28 protein-coding genes and 1 tRNA gene are annotated in these 25,537 nt (G+C 47.9%); 21 read left to right on the forward strand and 8 right to left on the reverse strand.

From position 1 onward, the window contains the following. From LZ11_RS03855 to queG, 8 genes are all read left to right on the forward strand, one after another. The coding region (locus LZ11_RS03855; protein WP_222927179.1) for a transposase at positions 1 to 301 on the forward strand (301 nt) is incomplete at its 5' end. Between the two features lie 188 nt (positions 302 to 489). Continuing rightward, the gene (locus LZ11_RS03860) at positions 490 to 885 is read left to right on the forward strand and encodes a 4Fe-4S binding protein (protein WP_148866597.1); all 396 of its coding nucleotides are present in this window, start codon (positions 490 to 492) and stop codon (positions 883 to 885) included. A gap of 14 nt (positions 886 to 899) precedes the next feature. Next, positions 900 to 3,038 (forward strand): aldehyde ferredoxin oxidoreductase family protein, encoded by a 2,139-nt coding sequence (locus LZ11_RS03865; protein WP_148866598.1) that lies wholly within the window; start codon positions 900 to 902, stop codon positions 3,036 to 3,038. Positions 3,039 to 3,071: 33 nt separating this feature from the next. Further along, complete coding sequence (gene thiS, locus LZ11_RS03870) at positions 3,072 to 3,272, forward strand: sulfur carrier protein ThiS (RefSeq protein ID WP_148866599.1); 201 nt, start codon at positions 3,072 to 3,074, stop codon at positions 3,270 to 3,272. A gap of 168 nt (positions 3,273 to 3,440) precedes the next feature. Then, entirely contained in the window at positions 3,441 to 3,611 is a 171-nt protein-coding gene (locus tag LZ11_RS12335; protein WP_170240281.1) for a hypothetical protein, read from the forward strand. Between the two features lie 71 nt (positions 3,612 to 3,682). After that, entirely contained in the window at positions 3,683 to 4,969 is a 1,287-nt protein-coding gene (locus LZ11_RS03875; protein ID WP_170240282.1) for a [Fe-Fe] hydrogenase large subunit C-terminal domain-containing protein, read from the forward strand. A 77-nt stretch (positions 4,970 to 5,046) separates the two neighbouring features. After that, positions 5,047 to 5,134 (forward strand) — tRNA-Leu (locus tag LZ11_RS03880). Between the two features lie 53 nt (positions 5,135 to 5,187). Continuing rightward, positions 5,188 to 6,198, forward strand: a complete 1,011-nt coding sequence (gene queG, locus LZ11_RS03885) for a tRNA epoxyqueuosine(34) reductase QueG (RefSeq protein ID WP_148866601.1) — start codon at positions 5,188 to 5,190, stop codon at positions 6,196 to 6,198. Positions 6,199 to 6,227: 29 nt separating this feature from the next. Here the strand turns inward: queG and LZ11_RS03890 are convergent, their stop codons facing one another. Together LZ11_RS03890 and LZ11_RS03895 are read right to left on the reverse strand one after the other, a co-directional pair. Then, positions 6,228 to 6,446: a spore coat protein gene (locus tag LZ11_RS03890; RefSeq protein WP_148866602.1), complete on the reverse strand. Its 219-nt coding sequence runs from the start codon at positions 6,444 to 6,446 to the stop codon at positions 6,228 to 6,230. Between the two features lie 23 nt (positions 6,447 to 6,469). Next, positions 6,470 to 6,679: a ferritin-like domain-containing protein gene (locus LZ11_RS03895; protein ID WP_148866603.1), complete on the reverse strand. Its 210-nt coding sequence runs from the start codon at positions 6,677 to 6,679 to the stop codon at positions 6,470 to 6,472. A 182-nt stretch (positions 6,680 to 6,861) separates the two neighbouring features. Between LZ11_RS03895 and LZ11_RS03900 the strand changes: the two genes are divergently transcribed. Genes LZ11_RS03900 through LZ11_RS03925 form a run of 6 tightly spaced genes read left to right on the forward strand, consistent with a single transcriptional unit; the run spans position 6,862 to position 13,111 of the window. Further along, positions 6,862 to 7,191, forward strand: a complete 330-nt coding sequence (locus LZ11_RS03900; RefSeq protein ID WP_148866604.1) for a winged helix-turn-helix domain-containing protein — start codon at positions 6,862 to 6,864, stop codon at positions 7,189 to 7,191. Positions 7,192 to 7,207: 16 nt separating this feature from the next. Further along, the gene (locus LZ11_RS03905; RefSeq protein WP_148866605.1) at positions 7,208 to 8,368 is read left to right on the forward strand and encodes a cysteine desulfurase family protein; all 1,161 of its coding nucleotides are present in this window, start codon (positions 7,208 to 7,210) and stop codon (positions 8,366 to 8,368) included. A gap of 3 nt (positions 8,369 to 8,371) precedes the next feature. Further along, positions 8,372 to 9,541, forward strand: coding sequence for a tRNA uracil 4-sulfurtransferase ThiI (gene thiI, locus LZ11_RS03910; RefSeq protein WP_148866606.1), 1,170 nt, complete (start codon positions 8,372 to 8,374; stop codon positions 9,539 to 9,541). A gap of 40 nt (positions 9,542 to 9,581) precedes the next feature. Next, positions 9,582 to 10,451, forward strand: a complete 870-nt coding sequence (locus LZ11_RS03915) for a shikimate dehydrogenase (RefSeq protein WP_148866607.1) — start codon at positions 9,582 to 9,584, stop codon at positions 10,449 to 10,451. Between the two features lies 1 nt (position 10,452). Further along, positions 10,453 to 11,403, forward strand: coding sequence for an AEC family transporter (locus LZ11_RS03920; protein WP_148866608.1), 951 nt, complete (start codon positions 10,453 to 10,455; stop codon positions 11,401 to 11,403). 16 nt (positions 11,404 to 11,419) lie between these two features. Then, entirely contained in the window at positions 11,420 to 13,111 is a 1,692-nt protein-coding gene (locus LZ11_RS03925) for a B12-binding domain-containing radical SAM protein (RefSeq protein ID WP_148866609.1), read from the forward strand. A gap of 7 nt (positions 13,112 to 13,118) precedes the next feature. Here LZ11_RS03925 and LZ11_RS03930 read toward each other — a convergent pair whose 3' ends face one another. Then, positions 13,119 to 13,820 carry a ZIP family metal transporter gene (locus LZ11_RS03930; protein WP_148866610.1) on the reverse strand — a complete coding sequence of 234 codons (702 nt, stop codon included), beginning with the start codon at positions 13,818 to 13,820 and terminating at the stop codon, positions 13,119 to 13,121. Positions 13,821 to 13,935: 115 nt separating this feature from the next. Here LZ11_RS03930 and LZ11_RS12340 point away from each other — a divergent pair, with 115 nt between their 5' ends. Continuing rightward, the gene (locus tag LZ11_RS12340; protein WP_170240283.1) at positions 13,936 to 14,085 is read left to right on the forward strand and encodes a hypothetical protein; all 150 of its coding nucleotides are present in this window, start codon (positions 13,936 to 13,938) and stop codon (positions 14,083 to 14,085) included. A 50-nt stretch (positions 14,086 to 14,135) separates the two neighbouring features. On the opposite strand, the gene LZ11_RS03935 is transcribed toward LZ11_RS12340, so the two are convergent. The 3 genes from LZ11_RS03935 to LZ11_RS03945 all read right to left on the reverse strand — a co-directional run bounded on the left by LZ11_RS03935 (position 14,136) and on the right by LZ11_RS03945 (position 16,407). Continuing rightward, entirely contained in the window at positions 14,136 to 15,767 is a 1,632-nt protein-coding gene (locus LZ11_RS03935; protein ID WP_148866611.1) for a Na/Pi cotransporter family protein, read from the reverse strand. A gap of 62 nt (positions 15,768 to 15,829) precedes the next feature. After that, positions 15,830 to 16,105, reverse strand: coding sequence for a TMEM165/GDT1 family protein (locus LZ11_RS03940; RefSeq protein ID WP_148866612.1), 276 nt, complete (start codon positions 16,103 to 16,105; stop codon positions 15,830 to 15,832). Between the two features lie 2 nt (positions 16,106 to 16,107). Beyond that, complete coding sequence (locus LZ11_RS03945) at positions 16,108 to 16,407, reverse strand: hypothetical protein (RefSeq protein ID WP_148866613.1); 300 nt, start codon at positions 16,405 to 16,407, stop codon at positions 16,108 to 16,110. A 134-nt stretch (positions 16,408 to 16,541) separates the two neighbouring features. Here LZ11_RS03945 and LZ11_RS03950 point away from each other — a divergent pair, with 134 nt between their 5' ends. From LZ11_RS03950 to LZ11_RS03960, 3 genes are all read left to right on the forward strand, one after another. Further along, positions 16,542 to 17,309 carry a polysaccharide deacetylase family protein gene (locus LZ11_RS03950; RefSeq protein ID WP_148866614.1) on the forward strand — a complete coding sequence of 256 codons (768 nt, stop codon included), beginning with the start codon at positions 16,542 to 16,544 and terminating at the stop codon, positions 17,307 to 17,309. Positions 17,310 to 17,407: 98 nt separating this feature from the next. Beyond that, complete coding sequence (locus LZ11_RS03955) at positions 17,408 to 18,091, forward strand: response regulator transcription factor (RefSeq protein ID WP_148866615.1); 684 nt, start codon at positions 17,408 to 17,410, stop codon at positions 18,089 to 18,091. Further along, positions 18,088 to 19,821 (forward strand): ATP-binding protein, encoded by a 1,734-nt coding sequence (locus LZ11_RS03960; protein ID WP_148866616.1) that lies wholly within the window; start codon positions 18,088 to 18,090, stop codon positions 19,819 to 19,821. Before LZ11_RS03955 ends, LZ11_RS03960 begins: the two co-directional genes overlap by 4 nt. A 47-nt stretch (positions 19,822 to 19,868) precedes the next feature. On the opposite strand, the gene ald is transcribed toward LZ11_RS03960, so the two are convergent. After that, positions 19,869 to 20,993: an alanine dehydrogenase gene (gene ald / locus LZ11_RS03965; RefSeq protein WP_148866617.1), complete on the reverse strand. Its 1,125-nt coding sequence runs from the start codon at positions 20,991 to 20,993 to the stop codon at positions 19,869 to 19,871. 138 nt (positions 20,994 to 21,131) lie between these two features. Beyond that, positions 21,132 to 22,679 carry a sigma 54-interacting transcriptional regulator gene (locus tag LZ11_RS03970; protein WP_148866618.1) on the reverse strand — a complete coding sequence of 516 codons (1,548 nt, stop codon included), beginning with the start codon at positions 22,677 to 22,679 and terminating at the stop codon, positions 21,132 to 21,134. Positions 22,680 to 22,993: 314 nt separating this feature from the next. Between LZ11_RS03970 and LZ11_RS03975 the strand changes: the two genes are divergently transcribed. The 3 genes from LZ11_RS03975 (at position 22,994) to LZ11_RS03985 (ending at position 25,536) form a co-directional block, all read left to right on the forward strand. Continuing rightward, positions 22,994 to 24,358 (forward strand): amino acid carrier protein, encoded by a 1,365-nt coding sequence (locus tag LZ11_RS03975; RefSeq protein ID WP_148866702.1) that lies wholly within the window; start codon positions 22,994 to 22,996, stop codon positions 24,356 to 24,358. A gap of 152 nt (positions 24,359 to 24,510) precedes the next feature. Next, positions 24,511 to 25,131: a molybdopterin-guanine dinucleotide biosynthesis protein B gene (gene mobB, locus LZ11_RS03980; protein WP_170240285.1), complete on the forward strand. Its 621-nt coding sequence runs from the start codon at positions 24,511 to 24,513 to the stop codon at positions 25,129 to 25,131. Between the two features lie 30 nt (positions 25,132 to 25,161). Beyond that, on the forward strand, positions 25,162 to 25,536 hold the full coding sequence (locus tag LZ11_RS03985) for an ArsR/SmtB family transcription factor (protein ID WP_148866620.1): 375 nt from the start codon (positions 25,162 to 25,164) through the stop codon (positions 25,534 to 25,536). Position 25,537 lies beyond the last annotated feature (1 nt).

The raw sequence follows: 25,537 nt of genomic DNA on the forward strand, positions 1-25,537 counted from the left end.
AGCGGAAGATATAAGACACACCCAATGGGGTAAAGAACTATACAAAATGCGCGGCCAGACCATCGAGCGGGTATTTGCCGATGCGAAGGAAAAGCATGGCATGCGCTATACAAATCTACGAGGCTTGAGGAAAGTCGGACATTACCTCACGCTTCTTTTCGCATGCATGAATTTAAAAAAGCTGGCTTTATGGAAGAAAAGACGGGGAACGTTTCCGCCAACAGTCCCCGCTTTACATTCGTTTTTCTTAAAAATTTTCTTCGCCTTCAACAAAAAGCCGCTTTTAGGATGCATAACCTAAAAGCGGCTTTGTCTACAAGCTGGAAGGAGCCGGAAGGCTCCTTTGTTTTTTGATATATGAGTTAAAAAAAATATGGACAACGAAGGAAAAGTCAGATAAATATAGTATTATATAAATACAAAATGTTTTTTGAAATATCCCACTGGACCACTAAGTGGGCCAAAAAGACCGGGAAGGAGGAAGTTCGTATGAAAATGGTCAAGGCTAAACCGGAGCTGTGTACCGGGTGCGGGGCCTGTATGATCGCGTGTTCCAAAGCGCTCTACAAAGTAGAGGATCCGGCAAAGTCAGCGATTAGGGTAAAGGAAAAACCCGGCACCGGAGTCAAGTACGAGATCGCCGTATGCAATCACTGCGGGGAATGCATCCCAATCTGCAGCGTTGAGGCCGTTTACAGGGCAAAAAACGGCGCGGTGAGAATTGACCATGGGAAATGCGTGGGGTGCTATATGTGCGTGGGATTCTGTCCGCATAATGCAATTTTCGTTCACAGGGACATAAACGAAACCATCAAATGCATTGCTTGCGGTTCCTGCGTAAAAGCTTGCCCGACGGGCGCTATCTACATGGAGGAAATAAATTAAAAGGGGGTAAGGTGATGACAACCGGAAAAATCCTGGCAAAATATGAATACCAGCCCGCAAAAATCGAAAAAGGTTACGCCAACCAGACCCTGTATATCAATCTGTCCGATAGGACAATTAAGGCAAAACCGGTTACGGAACAGATGAAGCAAATTTTTACCGGAGGAAGGGGTTTCGGCCTGTGGTATCTCTGGAATGCGGTTTCGGGAGACACCAAGTGGAATGACCCTGAAAACGAGATAATAATCGCCGGCGGTCCCATATGCGGTATTACCCAGTATCCAGGGTCCGGTAAAGCAGCGGTGGTGACCCTTTCTCCTTTAACGGGATGCCCGATCGACAACAATGTAGGCGGCTACTTTGCGCCTTTGTTGAAATTTTCCGGGTGGGATGCACTGGAAATACAGGGTAAGGCGGATAAAGACGTGATAATTTTCATCGACGGCAATAAAGGGCTGGTCACGATAGAAGAGGCTGACGAAGGGCATGACGACACCCATCTGATAGCGGAAGAGCTTACTGAAAAGTACGCCGATTCCGAAGAGGACAAGAGGAACATCTCCGTTGTCTCCTCCGGTAGGGGTGCGGAAAACACCCTGATAGGGATACTCAACGTATCCTTCTACGATGTCAAGAGAAAAGCTGTAAGGGTGAAACAGGCTGGAAGAGGCGGTTCCGGCACCGTTTTCAGGGATAAGAAAATAAAAGCGATCATAGTCAAATACAAGGGGGTAACCGGCGACTCCAATAACCCCGCCGATAAGGAAAAAATAATCAATGCAGCGATCAGGCTGCACAGGGAGATATTCGAGCTGGATAAACTGCAGAATAGGATGAGGGAAGTCGGAACCGCTCACCTGGTAGGAATTATGAACGATTATGACCTGCTGCCCGTAATGAACTTCCAGTATGGTTCGCACCCGGATGCGGTAAAAATCACTTCCGAAGTATTTCGGGAGAAGTATTTTACGCAGAATGTGCCCGATAACTGCTGGCACGGCTGTTCGCTTTCGTGCGCAAAAGCGGTCGACAATTACGAGGTGAAAACTGGGCCGTACAAAGGACAGAAGGTATGCGTGGACGCGGCTGAATACGAGACTATAGCCGCTGTTGCTTCCAACTGCGGCATTTTCGATCCCGAATACGTTATTGAAGCCAACTTCTACTGCGATACCTACGGTCTTGACACTATATCCTTTGGAAACATCGTTGGGTTTGCTATGGAATGTTACGAGAGGGGAATAATAAATAAAGAGATTACCGGCGGGCTCGAACTCAAATTTGGCAATGCCGAAGCAGCGCTGGAGCTTCTGCACCAGATGGGCCGAGGGGAGGGTTTCGGAGAAATAGCCGGTCAGGGCGTAAAGCGCCTCAGGGAATACATCATTGAGAAAACCGGCGCCGATCCTGCGTTCCTGAGGGATATCAGTATGGAAGTAAAAGGCCTCGAAGTATCCATGTACGTGAGCAAGGAATCCCTCGCCCAGCAGGGAGGTTATGCCTTCGCCAATAAAGGGCCCCAGCACGACGAAGCCTGGCTGATATTCATGGACATGGTGAACAAACAGATACCAACCTTTGAGGATAAAGCGGAAGCTCTTCACTACTTCCCGGTTTTCCGCACCTGGTTCAGCCTGCAGGGTCTGTGTAAACTGCCGTGGAACGATATAATACCTGCAGATAACGCCATAACTAACGAGCCGCACAAGATTCCGGCCCACGTCCAGAATTACGTAGATATCTTTACCGGTGTAACAGGTAAAAACATAACGAGGGAAGAGCTTTTACTCCAGTCGGAAAGGGTATTTAATTTCCAGAGGATCTTCAACCTCAAGATGGGACGCGGCACCAGAGAATATGATAGGCCTCCGTTCCGGCTTATGGGCCCGGCAACAAAGGAAGAATACGAATCCAGGGCTGAGAGATACGACAAGCAGTTAAAGGAACTTGGATACGATATCGAGGGTAAGACCACGGAAGAAAAAATGACCATGTTAAGACAATACAGGGAGAGCCAGTTTGAAAAGCTCGTCGATGCCGTTTACAAGCGCCGCGGTTGGGATAAAAACGGTGTTCCAACCCTGGAGACCGTAAAAAAACTTGGTATCGATTTTCCCGATGTGGTAGAATTAATTAGCAGATATCGGGAGTAGAGAATAGTATTGATCCCAGGGGGGCAGAAACCGGTGATCAAGGTCAACAAGGAAGATATGGATTATGTGGACGGCATGACCATCCAGGATATCCTGAAAATAAGAAAATATTCTCATACTATGATTACGGTAATAGTAAACGGCCAGGTTGTGCCAAAGGACAGCTATCCCACATACAGGGTAAAAGATGGAGACGTAATAAACGTAATTCACATGATGAGCGGTGGATGCTGAAACAGACTGTCTCCTCTTATAATGATCCTATAGGGGGTAACGGCAGTGAAGGCCGATATATCCGGTTGGGCAAAGGATTATGTGAAAAAGCACGGAGGAGTAATGTTCATCGAAAAACGCCTCAATATTCACGGGTGATGAAACGCCTTTTACGCCCCATCAGGTTTGATGGGCAAGCCCGAGAATGAAGAAGATTTCGTGCTATATACCGTTGACGACGACATAAAGGTGTATATTGATAAAAAAATACTCGAAGCACTGGACTCCGGTGAAAGAGTATTAAAATTCGTGATTCCAGAGTACGGCTGGCATTATCTCACCCTTATAGAAGTGCCGTGATTAACTTCAGCCGACGGACGTCCGTCGGCTGAAGTTATTAAAATAGCAGTTTGCATCGAGGAGGTAACACCTTGAGGGAAGATATTATCAAACTGCGGCGGAAGATCTACCGGCTGGTCGCCGAACACGCCAGAACTCTTGACAACCTTCAGGATGTATATACTGCGGTCATTGAATCTATAGGCAATGAGATAAGTCGAAAAGAAGCGGAAGCGCGCGTGCGCGCGGCACTCGGCACTTTCGATAAGGGAGATATACCCGAAGTCGTGGATTTTCCCTTCATATCAATAGTAGAAAAGGCCTGCGCCGGTCACGGGGAAAACTGCGGATGCAGGATTTCCTGTGAGCCGAAGGCTATAAAGGTGAACGAAGAGGGAAGGCCGTCTATAGACCTCGACGAGTGCATATCGTGCGGGCTCTGTATCGTGGCCTGCCCTGAAGGCGCCATTACCGATAAAACCGAAATTGCCCAGACGATAAATATGATAAAAAAGAACCGGAGGGTGTATGCGGTTGTGGCACCGGCCTTTGCGGGCCAGTTCGGCCCAAGGGTCAGTGAGGAGCAGGTTAAGACCGCCCTGCTGATGCTGGGTTTTTACGACGTGATCGAGGTTGCTCTGGGCGCCGATATGATCACCGTGAAAGAGGCGGAGGAATTTATTAGGCGTATGGACAGAGGCGATCAATTTATGATAACTTCATGCTGCTGTCCTCCATTTGTTCGGCTGGCCAAGGGCTACAGGGGGAAAATTGAAGGCATGGTGTCCGATTCGGTTTCGCCTATGGTGGCTATAGCCAGGTTCATCAAAGCCGAAGACGAAGATGCAAAGGTGGTTTTTATCGGTCCCTGTATAGCCAAAAAGACCGAGGCCAAACTGCCCGAACTCAGGGATGCGGTTGACTGCGTTCTTACCTTTGAGGAACTGGCTGCCATGTTTGAAGGTTATAGAATCAACCTAGATGAGCTAGAGGTCAAGATGCCTGTGGCGGATGCGTCTCACGACGGCAGGATTTACGCTCATACGGGCGGTGTCACCACCGCCATCGTATCGAGCATAAAAAGAATCAGACCGGATATTGACGTAAAAGCCCGACAGGGCGACGGCATCAAAGAGTGCAAGCAGATCCTCGATGATATAGAAAGCGGCACCATTGGCGCCAACTTCGTCGAAGGTATGGCCTGTGTGGGAGGTTGCGTGGGCGGGCCTGGGGCATTAATCCCCCGCGAAGAGGGGGCGAAGGCTGTCGATGCGTTTGCGGCAAGGAGCGGTGTTAAGGAGGCCGTGGCGAACGACGCCGCCAGGATACTGTACAGCAAACATAAAGACAAAGTAAAATTGGAATCCCACCGCATGTAAAAAAATCACTGCGATGATTGACAGCCGGACGGGTAGAATGTATAATATATATTGTCAGTCGATGAATTTGAAAAACTGCAGGGATGGTGGAACTGGCAGACACGCTACTTTGAGGGGGTAGTGGAGATTTGCTCCGTGCGGGTTCAAATCCCGCTCCCTGCACCAGAAAGAATGCGGATTCCGCGCGAGGGATTCGCTTTATTTTTTTGGTGATTTTTATGAGCGTTAAAGAAAAAATTATCAATTATGCGAAGAGCGTAGGCGTTGATAAAGTGGGGTTTACAACCGCCGAGCCCTTTCTGGCTGAGAGGGAAATCCTGCTGGAAAGAAAAGAGCTGGGGCTTTTTTCACCCTTTGAAGAAAACGACGTCGAGCTCAGGTGTCACCCGAATAAACTTTTACCCGGTGCAAGGACCATCATATGTTTTGCCATGGGTTACCTGATAGAACAGTCCGCCTGTACGGTGAAAGTGAATGCGGAAGAACCGTCGGGTATAATATCGAGATATGCTTCGATAAAGGATTATCACCGGGTGATGGGAGAAAAATTGAGGTTGGTGGCGGATTATATTTTTTCGAATTGGGGGGGCAATTTCAGGATATTCGTTGATACGGGAAGCCTTATGGACAGGGCTGCCGCCGGAAGGGCCGGATTGGGCTGGATCGGCCAAAATACCTGCCTTTTTACCGAGGAATTCGGTTCATGGGTCTTCCTGGGAGAGATCATCACCGACCTGGAGGTAGAGCCGGATGAACCCTCCGTAAACCGGTGCAATAACTGTGGAAAGTGTGTAAAAGCCTGCCCGACGGGAGCACTGGAAGCCCCGTACCGCCTTAACCCGTTCCGCTGTCTTTCATACGTGACGCAGATGAGGGGTTCCATCCCTGAAGAATTTAGGCCCCTGCTTGGCGTCAGGGTATTCGGCTGCGATACCTGCCAGGAGGCGTGCCCGAAAAACAAAAGTGTGCGCATTCCCTTCCATGAAGAGTTTGTCCCCGATGTTCCCCTGGAAAGGCGCCTTATCAGGTTGATAAATATCGGCAGCCGTGAATTCGAGAAGATGTTCAAGCCTACCCCCATTGGTTGGCGGGGGAAGAATGTATTGAGAAGGAATGCCGTAGTGGCTCTATCCAATGCCGGTTCCGGGCATAAGAAATGCTTTGAAAAACTCCTGGAAGATCCTTCGCCTGTTATAAGGGAACATGCCCTATGGGCGTTGAAAAGATAAAAGGCAGTCTTTTGACTGCCTTTTATGCGCTATTGGGGTTTGTACCAGCCTTTCTGAACCATGAAATCGAAAATCATTTTGGCATTCTGCTGCTCCTCGTCCTGGATCTGGCGAAGGGCGTTTCTTACCGCCTCATTGGTGCACTCCATTATCGCGGTTTCGTATACTCCGGAAAGGTATTTTGTCGTCATGAGTATGTCGTTCATTATATCCTTGTCGGCGATAGTCGCGTTAACGGTCTGCTGCATATCACCAATACCTCCTCTCACTTTTAATGGGATGGGGGCTGTACTCCGGCCTGCTGCAGCAGGTTTGTTATTGTATCTATATGCTGTTGTTCTCTGTTGGCCAGGTTCCTCAGCATATTTGCTATTTGAGGATCCTGAACCTGACTGGCATAATAATTACACTTGGTGACGCTGACCCTCTCATGGCTTAGAGTATCCTCCAGGTATAGTTTTTCTTTTTGCGTTAACTGCAAGGAAATCACCTCCAACTTTATTTTTTCCTTCAGCTTTTTTTGTATTCCTGGTTACACAAATAACTTTGAAAAAAAGAGGAATATTAAATGTGATGTCTTCAAAAAAGTCCGGGTAAGTGTTATTAAGATGAGTGTTGTTAATTGAAGTTCAATGTATTAAAATTGACTTAGGGTGAGAATAGATGGAAATTAAATATAAATTATGGATAGAACACGAGGGCAAACAGGTTTTCGGCGACGGGATCTACAGGCTTTTACAGCTTGTTGAAAAACAAGGTTCCATCAATCAGGCTGCAGCGGCTCAGAAGATGTCCTATCGACAGGCATGGGGGAAGATCAAGGAGATAGAAAAAAGGCTGGGAGTTAAGCTGCTGGAAAGACATAAGGGCGGAGAAAACGGCGGAGGAGCCGTGCTGACCGAGACGGGCAGGACGATGATGAATCGATATGGAGAACTGGTGGAAAAAATAGAGAGCCTCCTGGCGTCACAGGATTCGTGGAAAAAAATTTAACCGAGGTGGTTTTTATATGGGAGAAATAAAGGAGGTATATCTAGATAACAGCGCTACTACAAAGGTTGCGAAAGAAGCAGTTGATGCAATGGTGCAGGCATTGACTATAGATTTCGGGAACCCATCGTCTCTTCACAGAAAAGGGATCGAAGCCGAGAGAATCGTTAGTAAAAGCCGCGAAGCCCTGGCCTCCTTTCTGGGGGTAAAGGCGCGGGAGATTTATTTTACATCCGGCGGTACCGAATCCAATAATCTGGCGGTAAAGGGCACTGCGTACGCCAGGAAGCGCTACGGAAAGCATCTGATAACTACGGCCATAGAGCACCCTTCCGTACTCGACGTTTTCAAGCGTCTGGAAGAAGAGGGTTTTTCCGTTACTTACCTGGGTGTGGACTATTCCGGGCATATAAACCTGGAGGAGCTGGAGCGGGCGCTTAAGCCCGATACTATTCTCGTAAGCATCATGTACGTCAACAATGAGGTGGGTTCCATTCAGCCTATTGAAGCTGCGGCGGAGATTATCGCAAAAAATAAAAATACGCTTTTCCATGTGGACGCCGTACAGGCTTTCGGCAAAATTCCGCTTATTCCCCACCTCAAGGGCATACATCTTATGTCCCTGAGCGCCCACAAGATATATGGCCCTAAGGGGGTCGGAGCGCTGTACGTCAGGGACAGAATCAAAATCATGCCGCTTTTTAACGGCGGCGGCCAGGAGGCAGGATTGCGTTCAGGTACGGAAAACGTACCCGGCATAGCGGGCTTTAGCGCAGCTTCGGAACTCGCCTTTAAAAATATGGCCGCCTGGCAGGCGAGGATGCGGGAACTAAAGGAAAGACTAAAAGACAGAATCCTGGCTGAAATACCGGACACAGTTGTGAACGGTCCTGACAACGGTGCACCTCACATCCTCAATATATCTTTTCTGGGCACCAGAGCGGAAGTACTGCTCCATGCCCTGGAGTCCCACGGCATATATGTGTCTACGGGTTCTGCATGCTCTTCTCATAAAAAGGGCAGGAGTCACGTACTGGCCGCTATGGGAAAGACGGCTGAAGAGATAGACAGTGCCCTTCGCTTCAGCTTTTCGCCCCTCCTTTCTCAGGAAGATATAGACTATACTGTTGAGGTACTAACGAAAGAAGTGACCGAATTAAGAAAATTTATTCGGAGGTAGACGATGGAAAATATTTACCTTTTGAGCTTCGGCGAAATCGGATTAAAGGGGGAAAACCGCCCTTTTTTCGAGCGTATCTTAATAAAAAGGATAAAACAGGCCCTGGCCGGTTTTGAAGGTGTGGACGTCAGGAAAACCCACGGGAGAATATACGTTAAAGCCGTAGGGTCTCAGGATGCAGTAGTAGAAAGGCTGAAAAAGGTTTTTGGCATCGTTGCCATAAGTCCTGCAAAAAGCTGTGACCTCGACATCGATTCTATAAAAGAAGCGGCCCTTTCGGCGATACGTGAAGTCGATTACAGGGGTAAGACCTTCAAGGTAGAAAGCCGGAGGGCCAACAAGTCTTTTCCGATAAAGTCCCCAGATATAAGCCGCCTTGTAGGAGCGCATATACTCAAGAACCTGCAAGGGTTGAGCGTAGATGTTCATAATCCTGACATAGAAGTAAATGTGGAGGTAAGGGAAAAAGGATTTGTATACTGCAGGAGAATTCCGGGACCCGGCGGCCTGCCGCTTGGTTGCAACGGAAAGGCTGTACTTTTGCTCTCCGGCGGGATCGACAGCCCGGTAGCGGGCTATATGGTAATGAAGCGGGGGGTCGAAATAGAGCCGGTTTATTTTCACAGCTTCCCGTTTACCAGCGACAGGGCCAAAGAAAAAGTGGTGGAACTCTGCCGGGTGCTTTCCGGGTATTCCGGCAAAATGCGCCTTCACGTGGTGAACTTTACCGGTGTACTTAAAGAACTGGGAGAAAAGGGCCCCAATGAACTCCTGACCGTCCTCATGAGGCGCATGATGGTCAGAATTTCCCAGCAAATAGCACAAAAGATCGGCGCTAAAGCCCTGGTAACAGGGGAAAGCATAGGGCAGGTGGCCAGTCAGACCATGGAAGCGCTGATGGCCACCAACGAAGTCGCGGAGCTCCCGGTATTCAGGCCGCTTATAGGATTTGACAAGGTGGAGATCATCGAGCTGGCAAAGAAGATAGGCACCTACGATATTTCAATAGAACCTTATGCCGATTGTTGCTCGATATTTGTGCCGGAACATCCGAAGACCAGGCCGAAACTTAGCGATGTCCACAGGGCGGAAGAGAAGTTTGACATAAACGAGTTCATCCGGTGTAGCCTGGAGAACATCGAAATCATAGAGATCACTCCTAGATCCGATTGAAGGCGGCGGGTGAGCTTTTCATTTACGAAAGGGGAGTTTCATGGAAATCAGAGGTGATACGAAGGTACTGGGCATCATAGGGTACCCTGTCGAGCATTCGCTCTCACCGGTAATCCACAATGCTGCTTTAAAGGAACTGAAGCTGAACTGCGTTTACGTAGCCTTTCCAGTAAATCCGGAAAAGTTAAAAGAGGCTATCGAGGGGATAAAGGCGTTGAATGTGGCCGGAGTGAACGTTACCATTCCTCATAAGGTAAAAGTCATGGATTACCTGGATGAAATATCGCAAGAAGCTGCTGCAATCGGGGCGGTAAATACCATCGTGAACGAAGGTGGCCGGCTGATTGGCTTTAATACCGACGCTTCCGGATTTAAAGATGCGCTTTACAGAATAGCCGGAGTGGATTTGAGCGGCAAGAGGGTTCTGGTGCTGGGAGCCGGAGGTGCCGCCAGGGCGGTGGTAGGGCAGTGCCTTTTATCCGGAGCTTCATCAATTATAGTCTCCAATAGGACGAAGGCCAGAGCCCAAGAGCTCGTGCTGCACTTTAAAAATGCCGGCATGGGCTCGAACATTTCCATCATAGAATGGGGAAAACAGTACTGGCGCCAGGTTGCAGCCCGGGTCGATATAATAGCAAATACGGCGGGTGCGGGACAAAAGGATGACCTTGGCCTGGAGCTGGAAATACCCTGGGATGACCTGGATAAGAATACCGTTTTCTTTGATGCTGTATACGGCCCCGGGTCGACGCGCCTTTTAAAGGAAGCCGAATCGAGGGGGTACCTCACTGTACCCGGAAAATTCATGCTGCTTTATCAGGGAGTCGAAGCGTTTAAGCTTTGGACGGGCCTGGAGGCGCCCCTTGAAGTAATGGAGGCCGCCCTGGATCGTTTTCTAAAGGGAGGATGATATGGGTAACAGCAAGCTCTATCAGGCGTTCGCAAAAATATTTATTTTTGCGTCCATTGGATATTTCCTGTCACGCAAGAAGATATTCGAAGAGAGGGATACCGAAGCTATAGCCAAACTCCTGCTTTATATTACATCCCCCGCACTGATCGTTTTCAATATGACCCAGTATTTTACCCGGGATGTACTGCTTCAGACTTTTGTAGTTCCCTTCTTTTCCATACTGATGGTAGTAGTTTCGATTGCCGGGGCACGGGTAGCCGGAAAATTCCTGAGGATCGATAATCCGGCGAAGCTGGATGTATTTTATCTGACAATCGCCTTTTGCAATACCGTCTACCTGGGCTATCCCGTTATAGATTCCCTTTACGGTGAGACTGCGGCCGGGTACGTATTTTTTTACGAGTTCGGTTCAGCAGTAATCCTGTGGTCTTTTGGGGTCTGGCTTGCATCCAGAGAAAATGATCTTTCCACCGGTACCGTTTCGCTTAAAGAAAACCTTAAAAATCTTTTAAATCCACCTCTCACGGCTCTGGCTTTTTCCATTTTGCTGATTGTGTTGGGTGTGAAGTTATCGGGGTTTTCCGGCGGTGTTATAAAAACCTTGGGTGACATCACTGTGCCTCTGTCGATGCTTTTCATAGGCATGTCGGTGGGCCGTGCAGGCATTTCGCAGGAAGTATTAAAACCCGAGTACATAGCCGCCTCTCTCATCCGGCTTATTATTTCTCCTCTAATAATAGGCGGTGTGGCGCATTTCGTCGACATCCCAGTTGCGATTAAGAAAGTAATCACGGTCGAGGCGGCAATGCCGTCCATGATGTTCACGGCCATTCTTGCCGCTCGATACGGAAAGCATCCCGATTTTGCCGCTAAGATAGTAGTGATCACTACCATTTTTTCGATGGTTACCCTTCCGGTGGTGGCGTACATACTTCAGCTGGTATATTGATTCTGGGAGGGCAAAAATGAAGGTATTGCTGGTAGGACTAAATTCCAAGTATATTCACACAAATCTAGCTGTCAGGAATCTGGCGGCGTACTGCCGGTCGGACGACATAAGAATTTTCGAGGCCACCATAAATGATAGCATGGATGATGTGCTGGAGGAAATAATCCTGCGCGCTCCTCAGATGGTGGCTTTTTCGTGTTATATATGGAATATCGACCATGTACATTTCCTGGCCGAAAATCTAAAGAAGGTAAGTCCGGAGATCACTGTGGTACTCGGAGGTCCGGAGGTTTCGCACGATGCCGGCGAAATTCTGAAAAGATGCAACTATGTGGATTACATAATTATCGGGGAAGGGGAGTACGCCTTTAAGGCGTTTCTTGATGCCTTTCGGGGCTACGGCCGTTTGTCGGAAATCCCAGGGATTGCGTACCGCCAGGACGGCAGGCCTTGCGTAAATCCGCCGGCGGCCTATGTGGACTTGAATGAGATACCATTCTCTTATGATGAACGGGAGGACCTGAGCCACAGGTTGGTGTATTACGAGACGTCAAGGGGTTGTCCCTTTAGGTGTGCCTTCTGTCTCTCATCTCTGGACACGACTGTAAGGACGGCGAGCCTTGAAAAGGTGGAGAGGGACCTTTCTTTTTTCGTGAGGAAGCGAGTTGACACAGTCAAACTGGTAGACCGTTCCTTCAACTGCGATACCGAAAGAGCCGTAGCAATTCTGGATATAATCAGGCGTTTGGGGGGGAATACCGTTTTCCACTGTGAAATAAATCCGGAGCTTGTAAACGACAGATTTTTAAAAGGCCTCGAAGGTATTGAAAACAAGCTCAGGTTTGAAGTGGGTATCCAGACCACCAACCCCGAAAGCCTTAAAGAGATATCCAGAAATCCAGATGTTAAAAGGGCGCTGAGGGGCATCGAACTTTTAAAGGCAGCCGGAGTGAAACTCCACGTTGACCTAATCGCCGGTCTTCCCTATGATGACTTCGAAAGTTTTAGCCGGTCCTTCGACGATGTTTACCAGCTTGAACCGGATGAAATCCAGTTGGGATTCTTAAAACTTTTAAAAGGCACCCGTTTAAGGGATAAGTCGGGGCAATACGGTATCGTATACCGCTCCAGGGCTCCATACGAAATACTATACAGCGACTGGATGAGTTACGAAGAGTTCGTTGTGTTGAAGGGTATAGCAAAACTGGTGGATAAATATTACAACACAGGCCGGTTTAAGCACTGCTTAGCTTACCTGAGAGGTACCTTCGAAAGGCCCTTAGAGTTATACCTTTCTTTGTACAGCTATTGGAGGCAAAACGAACTTTCGAGGAAGGAACTTTCACTGAAATCTCTGTACGATCACCTCTACCGTTATGCCGCTACTTTGAATCTTGATCCGGAACTTGTTAAAGATCTCATCAAGTTCGATTTTATGTACTCTGGCTGCAAGGGATCTCCTCCCGATTGCATAAATCGGGAAGAGGACAGGCGGCTCAAAGACAGGGTCAGGTCCCTGATGGGCAGCCAAGAATGGCTGAGGCAAAATTTATCCAGGGCCAAAGTATTAGCGGGCGGGGAACTATGGAAGAAGATTTCTTACGGGTATTTCAGCCACGACGTAACATCTGGTTTTCGCAAAAGGGAAACAGGTGTAATTTTCCTGTATGACGGCGACGGAACGCATTTTGCTAAATTCAACCTGTAAGGTTTCCTCACATGAGCCTGCTAAGCAGAAATGCGGCCAGGAATCCGGCAAGGAGACCGATGTTTTCGATCTTATCGCCTATTTTGTGAGCTTTCGGTATCATGTCGGTGCCGGTCAAGAAAAGTATTGAGCCGCCGGAAAAGGCCATTATCATTCCGAGCCAGGCTTCGCCTATATTGCGCAGCAGGTAGTACCCGGTTAAAGCAGCGAAGGGGTCCAGGAGGGCGATGAGGAATGCCAGAGTCATCGCAGACCTGGGTGAAAACTTGCCTTCTTTTATCAATTCGGTGGTGGAAGAAATCCCCTCAGGGATGTTGTGCAGGAAGATAGAAAGCGCGAGCACTATTCCGAGCCTTCCGGTATTGCTGGCAAAGCCGATGCCCATACTCAGGGCCTCGGGCAAATCATCCAGGGCGGTACCCAGTATCATCCCGATACCGGGAGCAACTTTCCTGATAAGCAGTTCTTCTATAGCGTAAAATACAAGGCCTCCCGCCAGGAAAGCAACTGATGTGAAGACTGGGCCCGAGTGCCGGTATGCTTCGTGCATCAGAGAATAGGACAGGACCGAAATAAGCACTCCAGAACCGAAGGTCAGTACGAAAGCAAAAATTTTATCCGGGATTTTTTTCGTGCCTAGGTAGCCGCCTATAATTACCGCCAAGCCTGAAAAGGAGCTGTATAAAAAAATCTTCAAAAAAATACCCATAAAAATCCACCCTATCCAGAAGGATTTAAAGGAAAAATGGTGAAATTAAATTATTAAAGCGAAGCGAAGCGTTTTTAAGTTACAAGTGTTATCTGGAAAGTTTGGGGGGTTTATATTGCCGTACTCTATATGTCCTTACTGTTCTAAGAGATCTTACTCCGCCGCAGATTTAAAAGTATGGATATGCCCCTATTGCGGTAAAGAGATAATAGAAGGGGAAAGGGCAGAGGAAAAAGAAAATGTAAAAGAAGAGCAAGGCGCGTAACCTTGCTCTTCTTATTATAACCTAAAGGTAGCGATCTAAACCGCTACCCTTTACCATACGGTAGGTCTTTTATAGTTCTTGTCCACTTTTAGTATATAAGACGCTAGGTTGAAAGCATGATCCCCAATGCGTTCCAGGTTGCTTATTATATCGAGGTATATTACTCCGGAACTAGGATTGCATTTTCCCTCGTTGAGTCTCTTTATATGGTTGTTTCTGAGTTTGCGGTCCATTTGGTCTATCCTGTCCTCGTTCTGAATTACCTTGGCTGCCAGACTCATATCGGATTCCACAAAGGCCTTCACTGCACTTGAAAAACTTTCTCTCACCTGCGACGCCATTTCCGACAGCTCTCTTAGTGCTTCGTTGCTGAAGGGGAGGCGGTGGTCTTCTTTGTATTCTGCTAGCTCCAGCAGGTTAATGTCGTGGTCTCCCACTCTTTCCATGTCGTTGATGGCGTTGATCATATCAGCTACCGCGCGGGATTCGTCGGACGCTAGAGGCTTCTGGGACAGCAGTGATAAGTATCTGGTGGTTTCTCGCGCGAGCTCGTTTATAACCACTTCTCTTTCTCGTAAGGTTTGTGCTTCTTTTTCATTATAGTTCATAAACAGTTTGATGGAATCCTTCAGGTTTTCCAAGGCCAGCTCGCCCATGCGCCCGATTTCCTTTTTAGCCTGGGACAGGGCTATCGCCGGTGTCTCCAGGAGTCTATCATCTATATACTTTGTGCCCCGCTCGACTACGTCGGGTTTACCGGGTATAAGGAAGGTCACCAACTTAACCAGCAGTAATGCAAAAGGTAATTGAATTATCGTATTTATTACATTGAAAAAAGTATGGGCATTGGCGATCTGCCTTACGGGATCGGATGATGTGTTGGCTATAAACACCTGGAAAAGCGGCAGCATTAACAAGAATATTATCGTGCCTATTACATTAAAGGTCAAATGCAGAAGAGCTGCTCTACGGGCGGTGATGTTGGTGCCTATGCTGGACAGCAGGGCGGTTACACATGTGCCGATGTTGTCCCCAAAAAGTATAGGCAGGGCAATTGAGATATCGACTATGCCCTGGCTGGCCAGGGCCTGGAGGATGCCTATCGTGGCGCTGCTGCTCTGGACTATGCCCGTTGTTAAAAATCCCGCTATAACGCCAAGTACAGGGGTTTTACCGAAGTTTGCCATAAAATTGATGAATTCGGGCATCTTAGCAAGAGGTTTCAACGCAACCTCCATAGTCTGCATACCGAAAAACAAAAGGCCGAATCCTAGAACCACCTGGCCGAGGAATTTCTGTTTTTTGCTCTTGGAGAAAAGGTGTAATGCCGTACCTACGCCTATTGCCGGGAGGGCGGCTTTAGTAAGCTTGAAAGCTATGAGCTGGGCGGTGACGGTGGTACCTATGTTGGCGCCCATTATGACACCAGTAGCCTGCATAAGGTCCATGAGTCCCGCGTTGACGAGGCCGACCACCATAACTGTAGTGGCGCTGCTGCTCTGGACGATAGTTGTAACCAGCGTCCCCGTGAGGACTCCTATTATCCTGTTTCTGGTAAATAGTTCCAGGATAACCCTAAGCCTATCCCCGGCGGCTCTCTCCAGCCCTTCTCCCATGAGTTTCATGCCGTAGATGAAAAGACCTAGGCCCCCGATTAAAGTTAATGAACTTTCTAAAGTCAAAAACATCCTCTCCCATTTTAATGTAATTCTCAAGGAATATTATAACACAACCTAGGCCATTTTTAAAACTTGTGGGCTAAAAGCAATATTCCGATAATTATAAAGCTGATTCCTGCGGCGGAGTGAATGAGGCTTTCGGGAAGGAACCTGGAGATATATCCACCCAGGCATACGCCTATGAAACTGCTCGCCATGAGAGCAAGCGATGCACCCATAAAGACGCTGGTTAAGGATTCATTGTGAGCTGCCATCAGAAGAGTCGTGAGCTGGGTCTTATCCCCCAGCTCGGCCAGAAATACCAATAAAAAAGTTGTAAAAAAGGTTTTTAAGTGGGGCAATATTACAACCCCCTCCCGTAAAGCTTTTTCTTTTTCTGAGGGAAAAGGCCTACAATTTTTATTCCGTTCCTGGCAAAATCCACAATGCTGCCTATTACAAATCCCATGCCCGCCCCCAGAAGAATGCTGTAAACGAAGGAATCACCCCCGTTCAAAGCCAGTTCCAGATTTAGTCCCAGAGCAGCCGGAATACCTATAATTCCCCGGACAGACCCCAAATAGTCGGTATAATAAGGAATCCAGGCTAAGAGGCTCCAGATAATTCCTATTACAACCCCTTTTCTCTGCCTCTTTGATATCATTTGCATCTCTCCCGCCAAATATTTTTTTAATAAATTTTATTCCTAAAAGACCTTGCATATTCGGCGAAAATATCATAAGCAACGGGATGCGGGAATAAAGATAAGATGAGATTGAATTTAGGTGGTGGTGCCATGTGAAGAGCTTAGATAAAAAATATTTTACAAGGCTTGTATGTTTGCTTACCGTCGTTGCGGTTATTCTGGCGTCTCAGGCGGCGGTATTTAAGAGGGCGATCAATGTTTTTGCCGGGCGGGATAGATTGGTGCCCATCTACAGGGTTCAAACCGATGAGAAGCGGATTGCCATATCCTTTGACGCTGCGTGGGGATCAGACAAGACTCCGAAATTACTGGAAATTTTAAAAAAATACGATATAAAGACGACTTTTTTTCTCGTCAAGATGTGGATGGACAAATACCCTGATATGACGAAACTGATAGCCCAGGAAGGCCATGAAATAGGTAATCATTCGGCCACCCACCCGCGAATGGGGAGCCTCTCCAGACAGGAGATAATCGAGGAGATTAAAACTACTCATGAAAAGATAAAAGAGCTTACCGGCCAGGAATGCAGGGTGTTTCGACCGCCCTTCGGAGATTACAGCAACACCCTGATTACAACCGCTAACGAACTGGGGTATTATGTTATTCAGTGGGATGTCGATTCCCTCGACTGGAAAGATCTGAGTGCAGGGGCCATTTACAGCAGGGTGGTCAACCAGGTAAAACCGGGGTCTATTATCTTATTCCATAACAATGGAAAGAATACCGCCGAAGCGCTGGAACCGATATTGAAGGAATTGAAAGGCAGAGGGTATGAAATAGTTCCCGTGTCCCAGCTCCTTATAAAAGGGGATTATTACGTGGACAGAAATACGGGAGAAATGCGGAAAAAGCAGTAAAAAGAGCTGTTGACGCAAAAATCGTAAAAATTTATAATAATGGTATGGATTGAGGGTCAAGTTTGCTTGGCCCTTTTTGCAGATAAGGAGGACGCGCATTGTCGAAAATAAAGATTCTCATAGTTGACGACGAAAAGAAAATTGTGGAGCTGGTAAGGCTCTATCTGGAAAAAGAAGGGTTTAAAGTAGACGAAGCCCATGATGGCCGGCAGGCCCTTGACATGATAACAAAGGGAGAATACAACCTGATTATTCTGGATCTTATGCTGCCCGTCATTGACGGGTGGACTGTATGCAAGGAAATCAGGAAAAAATCCGATATACCTATTATAATGCTGACGGCCAGAGGAGAAGAATTTGATAAAGTCCTGGGATTTGAGCTGGGTGCCGACGATTACGTCGTGAAACCCTTCAGCCCGAGGGAGCTAGTGGCCAGGGTAAGGGCTCTGATGAGGCGCTTCGGCCCCAAAGACCCGGAGCAGACGCTGGAATTTCCGGGGCTTGTTATAGGACCTGAGTCCCGGACGGTGAGAGTGGACGGCAAAGAGGTGGCTCTCACCCCGAAAGAATTTGATCTTTTATACTTTCTCGCGAAAAACAAGGAGAAGGTATTCACAAGGGAAAAGCTGCTGGAAGAGGTATGGGGATACGACTTTTTTGGAAGCTTGAGGACTGTGGACACGCACATTAAGCAGATCAGGGAAAAACTGGGGAGGAGCAGGGCTGCCTCGTATATCACTACGGTCTGGGGAGTAGGGTATAAATTCGAGGTGGTAAAGTGAATTATCGAAATAGTATAACGGGGAAACTGTGGTTTTATATGACGCTTTTGTCCATTATAACCCTTGTTTCCTCCGGGCTCATCCTATCCAGCTTTTTTGAAGATTTTTACATCGAACTAAAACAGAATGAGATGATAAACGAGGGCCAGCAGCTTGTGGCCCTTATTATTCGCGGCATTGAGCCGGCGGAGCTCATAGATATAAGCAAGTTCATAAACGCCCACGCGGTTGTGGTAGACCGTAGAGGACTCGTTATGGCGTGCTCCAAAATGTTCGATTACGGCTACAGGGTGCCGATGGACGGCGGAAGGTTGTCGAACGTGCTGAAAGGCGAGGTTGTGGTTCATAAAGGCTATTTGCCCCAGTTAGGCACTTCAATGCTCATGGTTGCCCTTCCGATTACCCGCGATGGAAGCGTTGTCGGAGGACTTATTCTCTTCTCCCCGATGGCATCCATCCAGGAGTCCATATGGCAGATAAGGCGGGGAATACTTTTTGTGGCCGCGGGAGCTGTGATGATATCCACCGCTTTGAGTTTCGGGCTCTCGGAAAATATCACCAGACCTCTGGTAAAAATGAAAAAAGTTGCGGAAGGTATGGCGAGAGGGGAATTCGGAGACAAAGTGGAACCTGAAACCGATGACGAAATCGGGACTCTCGCCAGGACCCTGAACTTTCTTTCTGATGCTTTAAAGAAAAATATAACCGCGCTTTCGCAGGAGAAAAATCAGCTGAGGAACGTTCTCCTGAGCATGACCGACGGAGTCATAACCTTTGATTCTTCGGGTCGGGTGCTCATGGCCAATCCGCAGGCGGAGGAATTGCTGGGGAATGGGCCTCAAGGCAGCGTTAATTTGGAGCTGACGGCGGCGCGGGTGCTCGGGGAACTGGTCCTTAGGGTGAAACAGAATAAAAAATCTTTGCAGGAGGAAGTAAGGGTTGAGGGAAGAATTTTGAACGTAAGGTTTGCACCGCTTCTAAACGATGGATCAGAAGTATGGGGTGTTGTTGCGGTGCTGCAGGATGTGACGCGGGAAAAAAAGTTGGAGTCCCTAAGAAGGGAATTCGTGGCCAATGTGTCCCACGAACTGAGGACCCCGCTGACTTATCTTCAGGGGTACACCGAAGCCCTTATCGACGGTATGGTGGAACAGCCGGAAGAAGAGAAAAAATACCTGAACATTATATTGGAAGAAACATTGAGACTTCGCCGCCTGGTGAATGAACTCCTGGACCTTTCCCTTATGGAAACCGGGCATTTGACCCTTAAAAAGGACAGCATTTCTCTAAACCAACTGATTGAGAGAGTGATAAAAAAAGTTAACCCCGTTGCCGAAAAAAAGCGAGTCTCCCTTGTTGCCGAATTAAAAGAACTGCCTTTAGTCTACGCCGACGAGGATAGGATAGAGCAGGTTTTAATAAATCTCATAGACAATGCTTTGAGGTACACGGAAGACGGCGGAGAGATAATAATCGAAGCTTCGGCAGGTACCGGAAGCGTGACGGTATGCGTAAAAGACCGGGGGCCTGGCATACCCGAAGACGAACTGCCGTTTATATGGGAGCGCTTCTATAAAGTGGACAAGGCCAGAACCAGGGATAACGGCGGTACCGGTATCGGTCTTGCCATAGTAAAGAGCATCATTGAGGCCCACGGCGGGAAGGTTTGGGCAAAAAATTTGGGAGACAGGGGGGCCGTATTCTGCTTTAACATACCATACGGGCAATAGATATTTGACGTCAAAAGCCCTTCCGGAATGACCGGAAGGGCTTTTGGTTACATTTCAGGGAGAACTTCTTCCAGCGGATGATAGGGCAGGTTGTGGGCTTCGGCCACAGCCTTGTAAGTGATCTTCCCGTTTACCACGTTTACGCCAAGGGCTAGGGCCTTGTTTTCCATAACCGCCTTTTTCCAGCCCTTGTTGGCGAGCTCAATGGTATAGGGTAGCGTTGCGTTGGTGAGGGCGAAGGTGGAAGTGCGCGGTACCGCACCGGGCATGTTTGAAACGGCATAGTGGATTACACCGTGCTTCACGAATACGGGATCGGCGTGGGTTGTGGGGTGATCGATGGTTTCAACGCAACCGCCCTGGTCTATGGCTACGTCAACTATGACACTGCCGGGTTCCATGGCTTTGACCATATCCTCGGTGACCAGACGGGGCGTCTTGGCACCGGGGATTAATACTGCGCCTATGACAAGGTCCGCCTTGCTAACGGCCTTCATCATGTTGAAGCGGTTGGAGTAGAGGGTCTCGATCCGGCCTTGGTAAATGTCGTCCAGGTAGCGCAGCCTGTTTACGTTTACGTCAAGGATGGTAACCCTTGCCCCCATGCCAACGGCTCTTTTAAGGGCGTTCATGCCGACGGTTCCGGCACCCACGATAACGATTGAGGCTGGAGGAACGCCGGGTACGCCGGAGAGGAGAACGCCTTTTCCGCCTCGAAATTTCTCAAGGAAAGCGGCGCCTTCCTGAATTGCGAGCCTTCCCGCAACTTCACTCATCGGTGTGAGCAGGGGCAGGCTGCCGTCTTCCTTCTGTACGGTTTCATAGGCTATTGCGACGACCTTGCTGTTTATGAGGGCTTTTGTAAGTTCGGGTTCGGGAGCCAGGTGGAGGTATGTAAAGATCACCTGTCCCTCTCTAAAGTACTTGTATTCACTGGGCAGGGGCTCCTTTACTTTCACTATCATTTCGCTGTTTTCCCAGACGCTTTCCGCCGAAGGCATTATTTCGGCCCCGGCGAGCTTGTAATCCTCGTCGTGGATTCCGCTGCCCTCTCCGGCACCTTTCTCGATTAACACCCGGTGGCCGGCCGCTACGAGGGCGTCGACGCCCGCAGGCGTCATGGCAACCCGGTTTTCCTGAGGCTTTATCTCCTTTGGCACGCCAATGATCATTTTTGACCCTCCCTGTCTTTTTTTGAATGTAGAATTATATCAATTAGAATACAATGCAAGATTCATACCATATCTTTCCGGGAGAACGGGCGGACCTCAGCAATCAAAGGGGTGGAAACATAAAGTTCCACTATGGAATTAGTCAGGGGTCAGACCATATTTTTTTATTTTTTTGATTACGGTAGTATGGGACACCCCCAGAATCTTTGCCGCTTTTCTCGCACTGCCTCCCTGGGATAGAGCTCTCAGCAGAGCCTCTTTTTCCGTTTCCCGGACCATTTCTTCTAAATGAAAATATTTTTCCCCGGGTGAAACCAAGATCGAGGGCGTATTTATGATGATATCTTTGGCTTTTATAATGTGGCCTTTGCAAAGGTTCATGGCCCTCTCCATAACGTTTTCCAGTTCCCTGATATTGCCCGGCCAGTGGTAGTTGAGAAGAAGTTCAAGGGCATCAGGAGAAATGCCCTGCACCGATTTGTTGAACTTCTGGTTGAATTTTTTTATAAAGTAATCTACAAGAACGGGTATATCTTCCTTATGCTCTCTCAAAGGAGGCAGGTAAATGGGTATGACATTAAGGCGGTAAAAAAGGTCCGCTCTAAAATCACCCCTGACTATCATCTCTTCGAGAGAACGATTGGTGGCCGCTATTATCCTAACGTCTACTCTAATCTCCTCCATTTCGCCGAGCCGGCGGACGCTTCCTTCCTGTAATACCCGCAGTAGCTTTGCCTGGATATGGGGTGGGAGTTCCGCTATTTCGTCGAGGAATATGGTGCCGTGATGGGCAAATTCAAAAAGGCCGGGTCGTCCTCCGCGCCTGGCTCCAGTAAATGTGCCGTCAGCGTAGCCGAACAGTTCACTTTCCAGCAGCGTATCAGGGATTGCGGCGCAGTTCACGGCGACAAAGGGGTAGTCCCTCCGGGGGCTCTCCATGTGAATCGCCCTCGCAAAAAGTTCCTTACCGGTGCCGCTTTCCCCCCTCAAAAGCACCGTGGAGTCTCCGGCTGCTACAGTCTTCGCCAGGTCAACTATTTCTTTTATTTTTTTACTTTGATATATAATGTCCTCAAAGGTAACCATGACGGGCCTCGTCAGGGAATGGGCGAGCCGCCTGATTTCCGACATCTTCATTATAGTTATTACGGCTCCTGCCGTCTTTCCCCTGTCGTCGAAAATCGGTTTTGAGTTGATCATAAAGCGAGAAGGCCCCTTGGACGTCCTGATGATGACTTCTTTCTGCTCGACGGGTTTGCCTTTTTCCATTAGTTCTAAAATATCCTCCGGCAAATCCAGTACATTGTAAAGAATCGCTCCTACCGGAGGTTTATCGAACCCGAGGATCTGCATAGCACGGACATTGCACGTGGAGATGATAAAGCTCCTGTTTATAGAAAGTATGCCTTCGCGGACGGAATTTATCACCGTTCTCAGCTGTTGCTCGGCAAGTTCATGGGGCATCCATTCCACGGGAGTTAACTCGTAGACATCTGGGATGCGCGAAATATCCCGGAGTATCGAATGGAGCTTATCATCAGGCATGGGTTCTACCTGAAGATAAATTTCGCCCCGTTTTACCGCCAGAGAAGATATGTTCGCCCCTTCTTTTGCCACGATTTCCGAAATATCCCTCACCATCCCCACCCGGTCGTTGAATCGTATCCTGTATCTTAATTTTTTCACAGCAAACCCTCCGGAGTAAGCATTTTATCATGTATTAATATTCTCTATTAAATTAAAAAAACCCTTTTAAAAATGGAAACTATGGAATAAAAAGTTTCCACTACTGTATAACGATTATATTAAATAGTTTATAATTTAGCCCTTTGCAGTATTTGGCAAGTAAATTGCTTTTGTTATATAATAGTGATAGAAAAATCGAAAAATATAAATACATTTCGAAAGGGGGGATATGGGGTTAAATTTTGACTATAATAAGAAATTTATAAAAATGACTGTTTAGGAGGAGTCATATGTCAGAAAAATTACCACAAATTATGGACAAATTATTAGAAATCAATGGTATCGTCAATGGTATAGTATGGGGTCCACCTATGCTTATTCTGATCGTTGGAACGGGCCTTATCCTTACCATAGGCCTGGGATTCATACAGCTTAGAAAATTCTCTTATGTAATGAAAAATACGTTGTTTAAAATGTTTGAAAAACAGCAGAGGGGAGAAGGAGAAGTAACCCCCTTTCAGGCTCTGGCAACGGCTCTAGCGGCGACGGTTGGAACCGGCAATATAGCGGGTGTTGCTACGGCCATTGCAACTGGCGGACCGGGAGCTGTTTTCTGGATGCTCGTCTCCGCTTTTGTGGGCATGGCAACCAAATTCGGTGAAGTCGTGCTGGCGGTTCATTTCAGGGAGAGAAAACCTGACGGAAGTTTTGCCGGTGGGCCTATGTATTATCTGGAGAAGGGGCTTAAAATCAAGGTGCTAGCGGTGCTTTTTGCACTGTTCGGTGCAATAGCTGCCTTCGGTATAGGCAATATGGTTCAGGCCAATTCGGTAGCTGCTTCCCTTGATGCGACTTTCGGGATCCCGAAGTTATATACCGGTATAGCTCTTGCAATAATGACCGCCCTTGTAATCCTCGGAGGTTTAAAGAGGCTGGCTATAGTTACTGAAAAACTGGTGCCCTTTATGGCCGCATTTTATATAGTTGGATCTGTCATAATACTTCTATTGAATATATCGCGACTGCCTTCCGCCATCGCAATGATTATAAGTCAAGCCTTCACAGGATCGGCTGCCATCGGCGGATTCGCCGGATCTACAGTTATGATGGCGATGAAATACGGTGTGGCCAGAGGTGTTTTTTCCAACGAAGCCGGTTTGGGCAGCGCACCCATAGCCCATGCTGCGGCCACCACCGACCATCCGGTCCGCCAGGGTTTGTGGGGGATTTTCGAGGTTTTTATGGATACTATCGTTATATGCTCGCTAACCTCCCTTACAATACTCACCACCGGCGTATGGACCCAGGTGGATGCGGCTGGCGAGCAGCTTACCGGTGCTGCGTTGACCACCGCTGCGTTTAACCAGGGGCTACCGGGACCGGGCGGCATTATAGTAGCCATAGGTATACTGCTTTTCGCGTTCTCAACCCTGCTCAGCTGGTCCTATTACGGGGAAAAGTCTGCCGAGTACCTCTTCGGCGTAGGCGTAAAGATTATTTACAGAATCATATTTATACCTTTTGTGGTAATAGGTGCAGTCGGTGGACTCGAGACACTGTGGGACCTGGCGGATACTTTAAACGGCCTTATGGCAGTACCGAACCTCATCGGCCTTATAGGTTTGAGAGGAATAATCTTTAAATTAACCAGGGAGTTTTTCGAGAAAGAGGGCGCGTAACTCGATCTTAACGTAGCATGAAGGATATTATTTTCCCGCCCAGAGATCTCTCTCAATAAGAGAGGGGACCAGGGCGGGTATTGTTTTTTTTGAATTATTTGAGTATAATGCTTCTATACATTATTTCATTATTTACATCGCGGGTGGTGCTGTTGAAAGTCACAGGATTTGTAGGTTTTTCCGACAGCGGCAAAACCACACTGATAACCTGGGTTGTGCGGGAATTAAAAAAGAGAGGAATAAAGGTTGGAGTTGTAAAACACACCCCTCATGGTTTTGATGTGGGGCAAAAGGATACAGGCAGATTTTTTGACGCCGGAGCCGATGCTGTGATCGCATCGTCGGGCAAAGAATTGCTGAAGATAGAGCGCTGCGATGGAGAGAAATCTCTTTTTGAGATTTTAGACGAACTCAAAGATATGGACGTAGTGCTGGTTGAAGGTTACAAGGGAGCTGGTATACCCCGGGTGGTCGTTTTTGGAAAGCGAATATCACGGGATGATATAGAATTGCTCAACCATAATAAAGTTCTGGCGCTGGTAATAGAGGATACCAGCATGCTGGTTTTTATAAAAAAACATTTTTACGGAGGCGTTGTAGAGGAAGACGAAAGGGGGAATATAAGAATCCGGTTGAAAGGCTGCGGGGAAATACCCGTTATCGGTTTTTATGATGACAGATTGCTGGAGATCCTGATGCGGGGAGGTTCGGGAGATAAGTGGGATTTGAGCTGTGATCCGCGTGACAAAATGCCGAAAATAAGTTATAATTAGCAAAAAGGAATTATTAACAGGTGAAAGCCGATGGAAGAAAGGAAAAATTCGAGCCCGGATTTATGCGATGTATTTTGTATCGATGAAGAGAAAGTAAAAAACTTGATGGGGACCGTACCCCATATGGGGGATCTGGCGGAACTGTTTAAAGTACTGGCGGATGAAACCAGGGTCAAAATCGTGTACCTGCTTTCAAAGGAAGAGCTTTGCGTGTGCGATATTGCGGCCATACTGGGGATGACCATATCCAACGTATCCCATCACCTTCGAGTTCTCCGGGTGGCGCACCTGGTCAAATTCCGGAGGGAAGGGAAACAGGTGTATTATTCACTGGACGACGATCACGTAATTCAAATCATTAAAGAAGGTTTCGAACACGTAAACCACACGAGTCAGCGGCGGTGAT

This window comes from Thermosediminibacter litoriperuensis (assembly GCF_008124715.1).
GTDB classification, from domain to species: Bacteria; Bacillota; Thermosediminibacteria; order Thermosediminibacterales; family Thermosediminibacteraceae; genus Thermosediminibacter; species Thermosediminibacter litoriperuensis.

What these genes read in the sequence shown, in the direction of transcription:
- LZ11_RS03925 (WP_148866609.1), top strand. Translation starts at nt 11,420, where the DNA reads ATGAAGGTATTGCTGGTAGGACTAAATTCCAAGTATATTCACACAAAT.
- LZ11_RS03905 (WP_148866605.1), top strand. Translation starts at nt 7,208, where the DNA reads ATGGGAGAAATAAAGGAGGTATATCTAGATAACAGCGCTACTACAAAG.
- LZ11_RS03930 (WP_148866610.1), bottom strand. Translation starts at nt 13,820, where the DNA reads ATGGGTATTTTTTTGAAGATTTTTTTATACAGCTCCTTTTCAGGCTTG.
- LZ11_RS12335 (WP_170240281.1), top strand. Translation starts at nt 3,441, where the DNA reads ATGGGCAAGCCCGAGAATGAAGAAGATTTCGTGCTATATACCGTTGAC.
- LZ11_RS03890 (WP_148866602.1), bottom strand. Translation starts at nt 6,446, where the DNA reads ATGCAGCAGACCGTTAACGCGACTATCGCCGACAAGGATATAATGAAC.
- queG (WP_148866601.1), top strand. Translation starts at nt 5,188, where the DNA reads ATGAGCGTTAAAGAAAAAATTATCAATTATGCGAAGAGCGTAGGCGTT.
- ald (WP_148866617.1), bottom strand. Translation starts at nt 20,993, where the DNA reads ATGATCATTGGCGTGCCAAAGGAGATAAAGCCTCAGGAAAACCGGGTT.
- LZ11_RS03985 (WP_148866620.1), top strand. Translation starts at nt 25,162, where the DNA reads ATGGAAGAAAGGAAAAATTCGAGCCCGGATTTATGCGATGTATTTTGT.
- LZ11_RS03975 (WP_148866702.1), top strand. Translation starts at nt 22,994, where the DNA reads ATGGACAAATTATTAGAAATCAATGGTATCGTCAATGGTATAGTATGG.
- LZ11_RS03865 (WP_148866598.1), top strand. Translation starts at nt 900, where the DNA reads ATGACAACCGGAAAAATCCTGGCAAAATATGAATACCAGCCCGCAAAA.
- LZ11_RS03945 (WP_148866613.1), bottom strand. Translation starts at nt 16,407, where the DNA reads ATGATATCAAAGAGGCAGAGAAAAGGGGTTGTAATAGGAATTATCTGG.
- LZ11_RS03915 (WP_148866607.1), top strand. Translation starts at nt 9,582, where the DNA reads ATGGAAATCAGAGGTGATACGAAGGTACTGGGCATCATAGGGTACCCT.
- LZ11_RS03920 (WP_148866608.1), top strand. Translation starts at nt 10,453, where the DNA reads ATGGGTAACAGCAAGCTCTATCAGGCGTTCGCAAAAATATTTATTTTT.
- LZ11_RS03900 (WP_148866604.1), top strand. Translation starts at nt 6,862, where the DNA reads ATGGAAATTAAATATAAATTATGGATAGAACACGAGGGCAAACAGGTT.
- LZ11_RS03860 (WP_148866597.1), top strand. Translation starts at nt 490, where the DNA reads ATGAAAATGGTCAAGGCTAAACCGGAGCTGTGTACCGGGTGCGGGGCC.
- thiI (WP_148866606.1), top strand. Translation starts at nt 8,372, where the DNA reads ATGGAAAATATTTACCTTTTGAGCTTCGGCGAAATCGGATTAAAGGGG.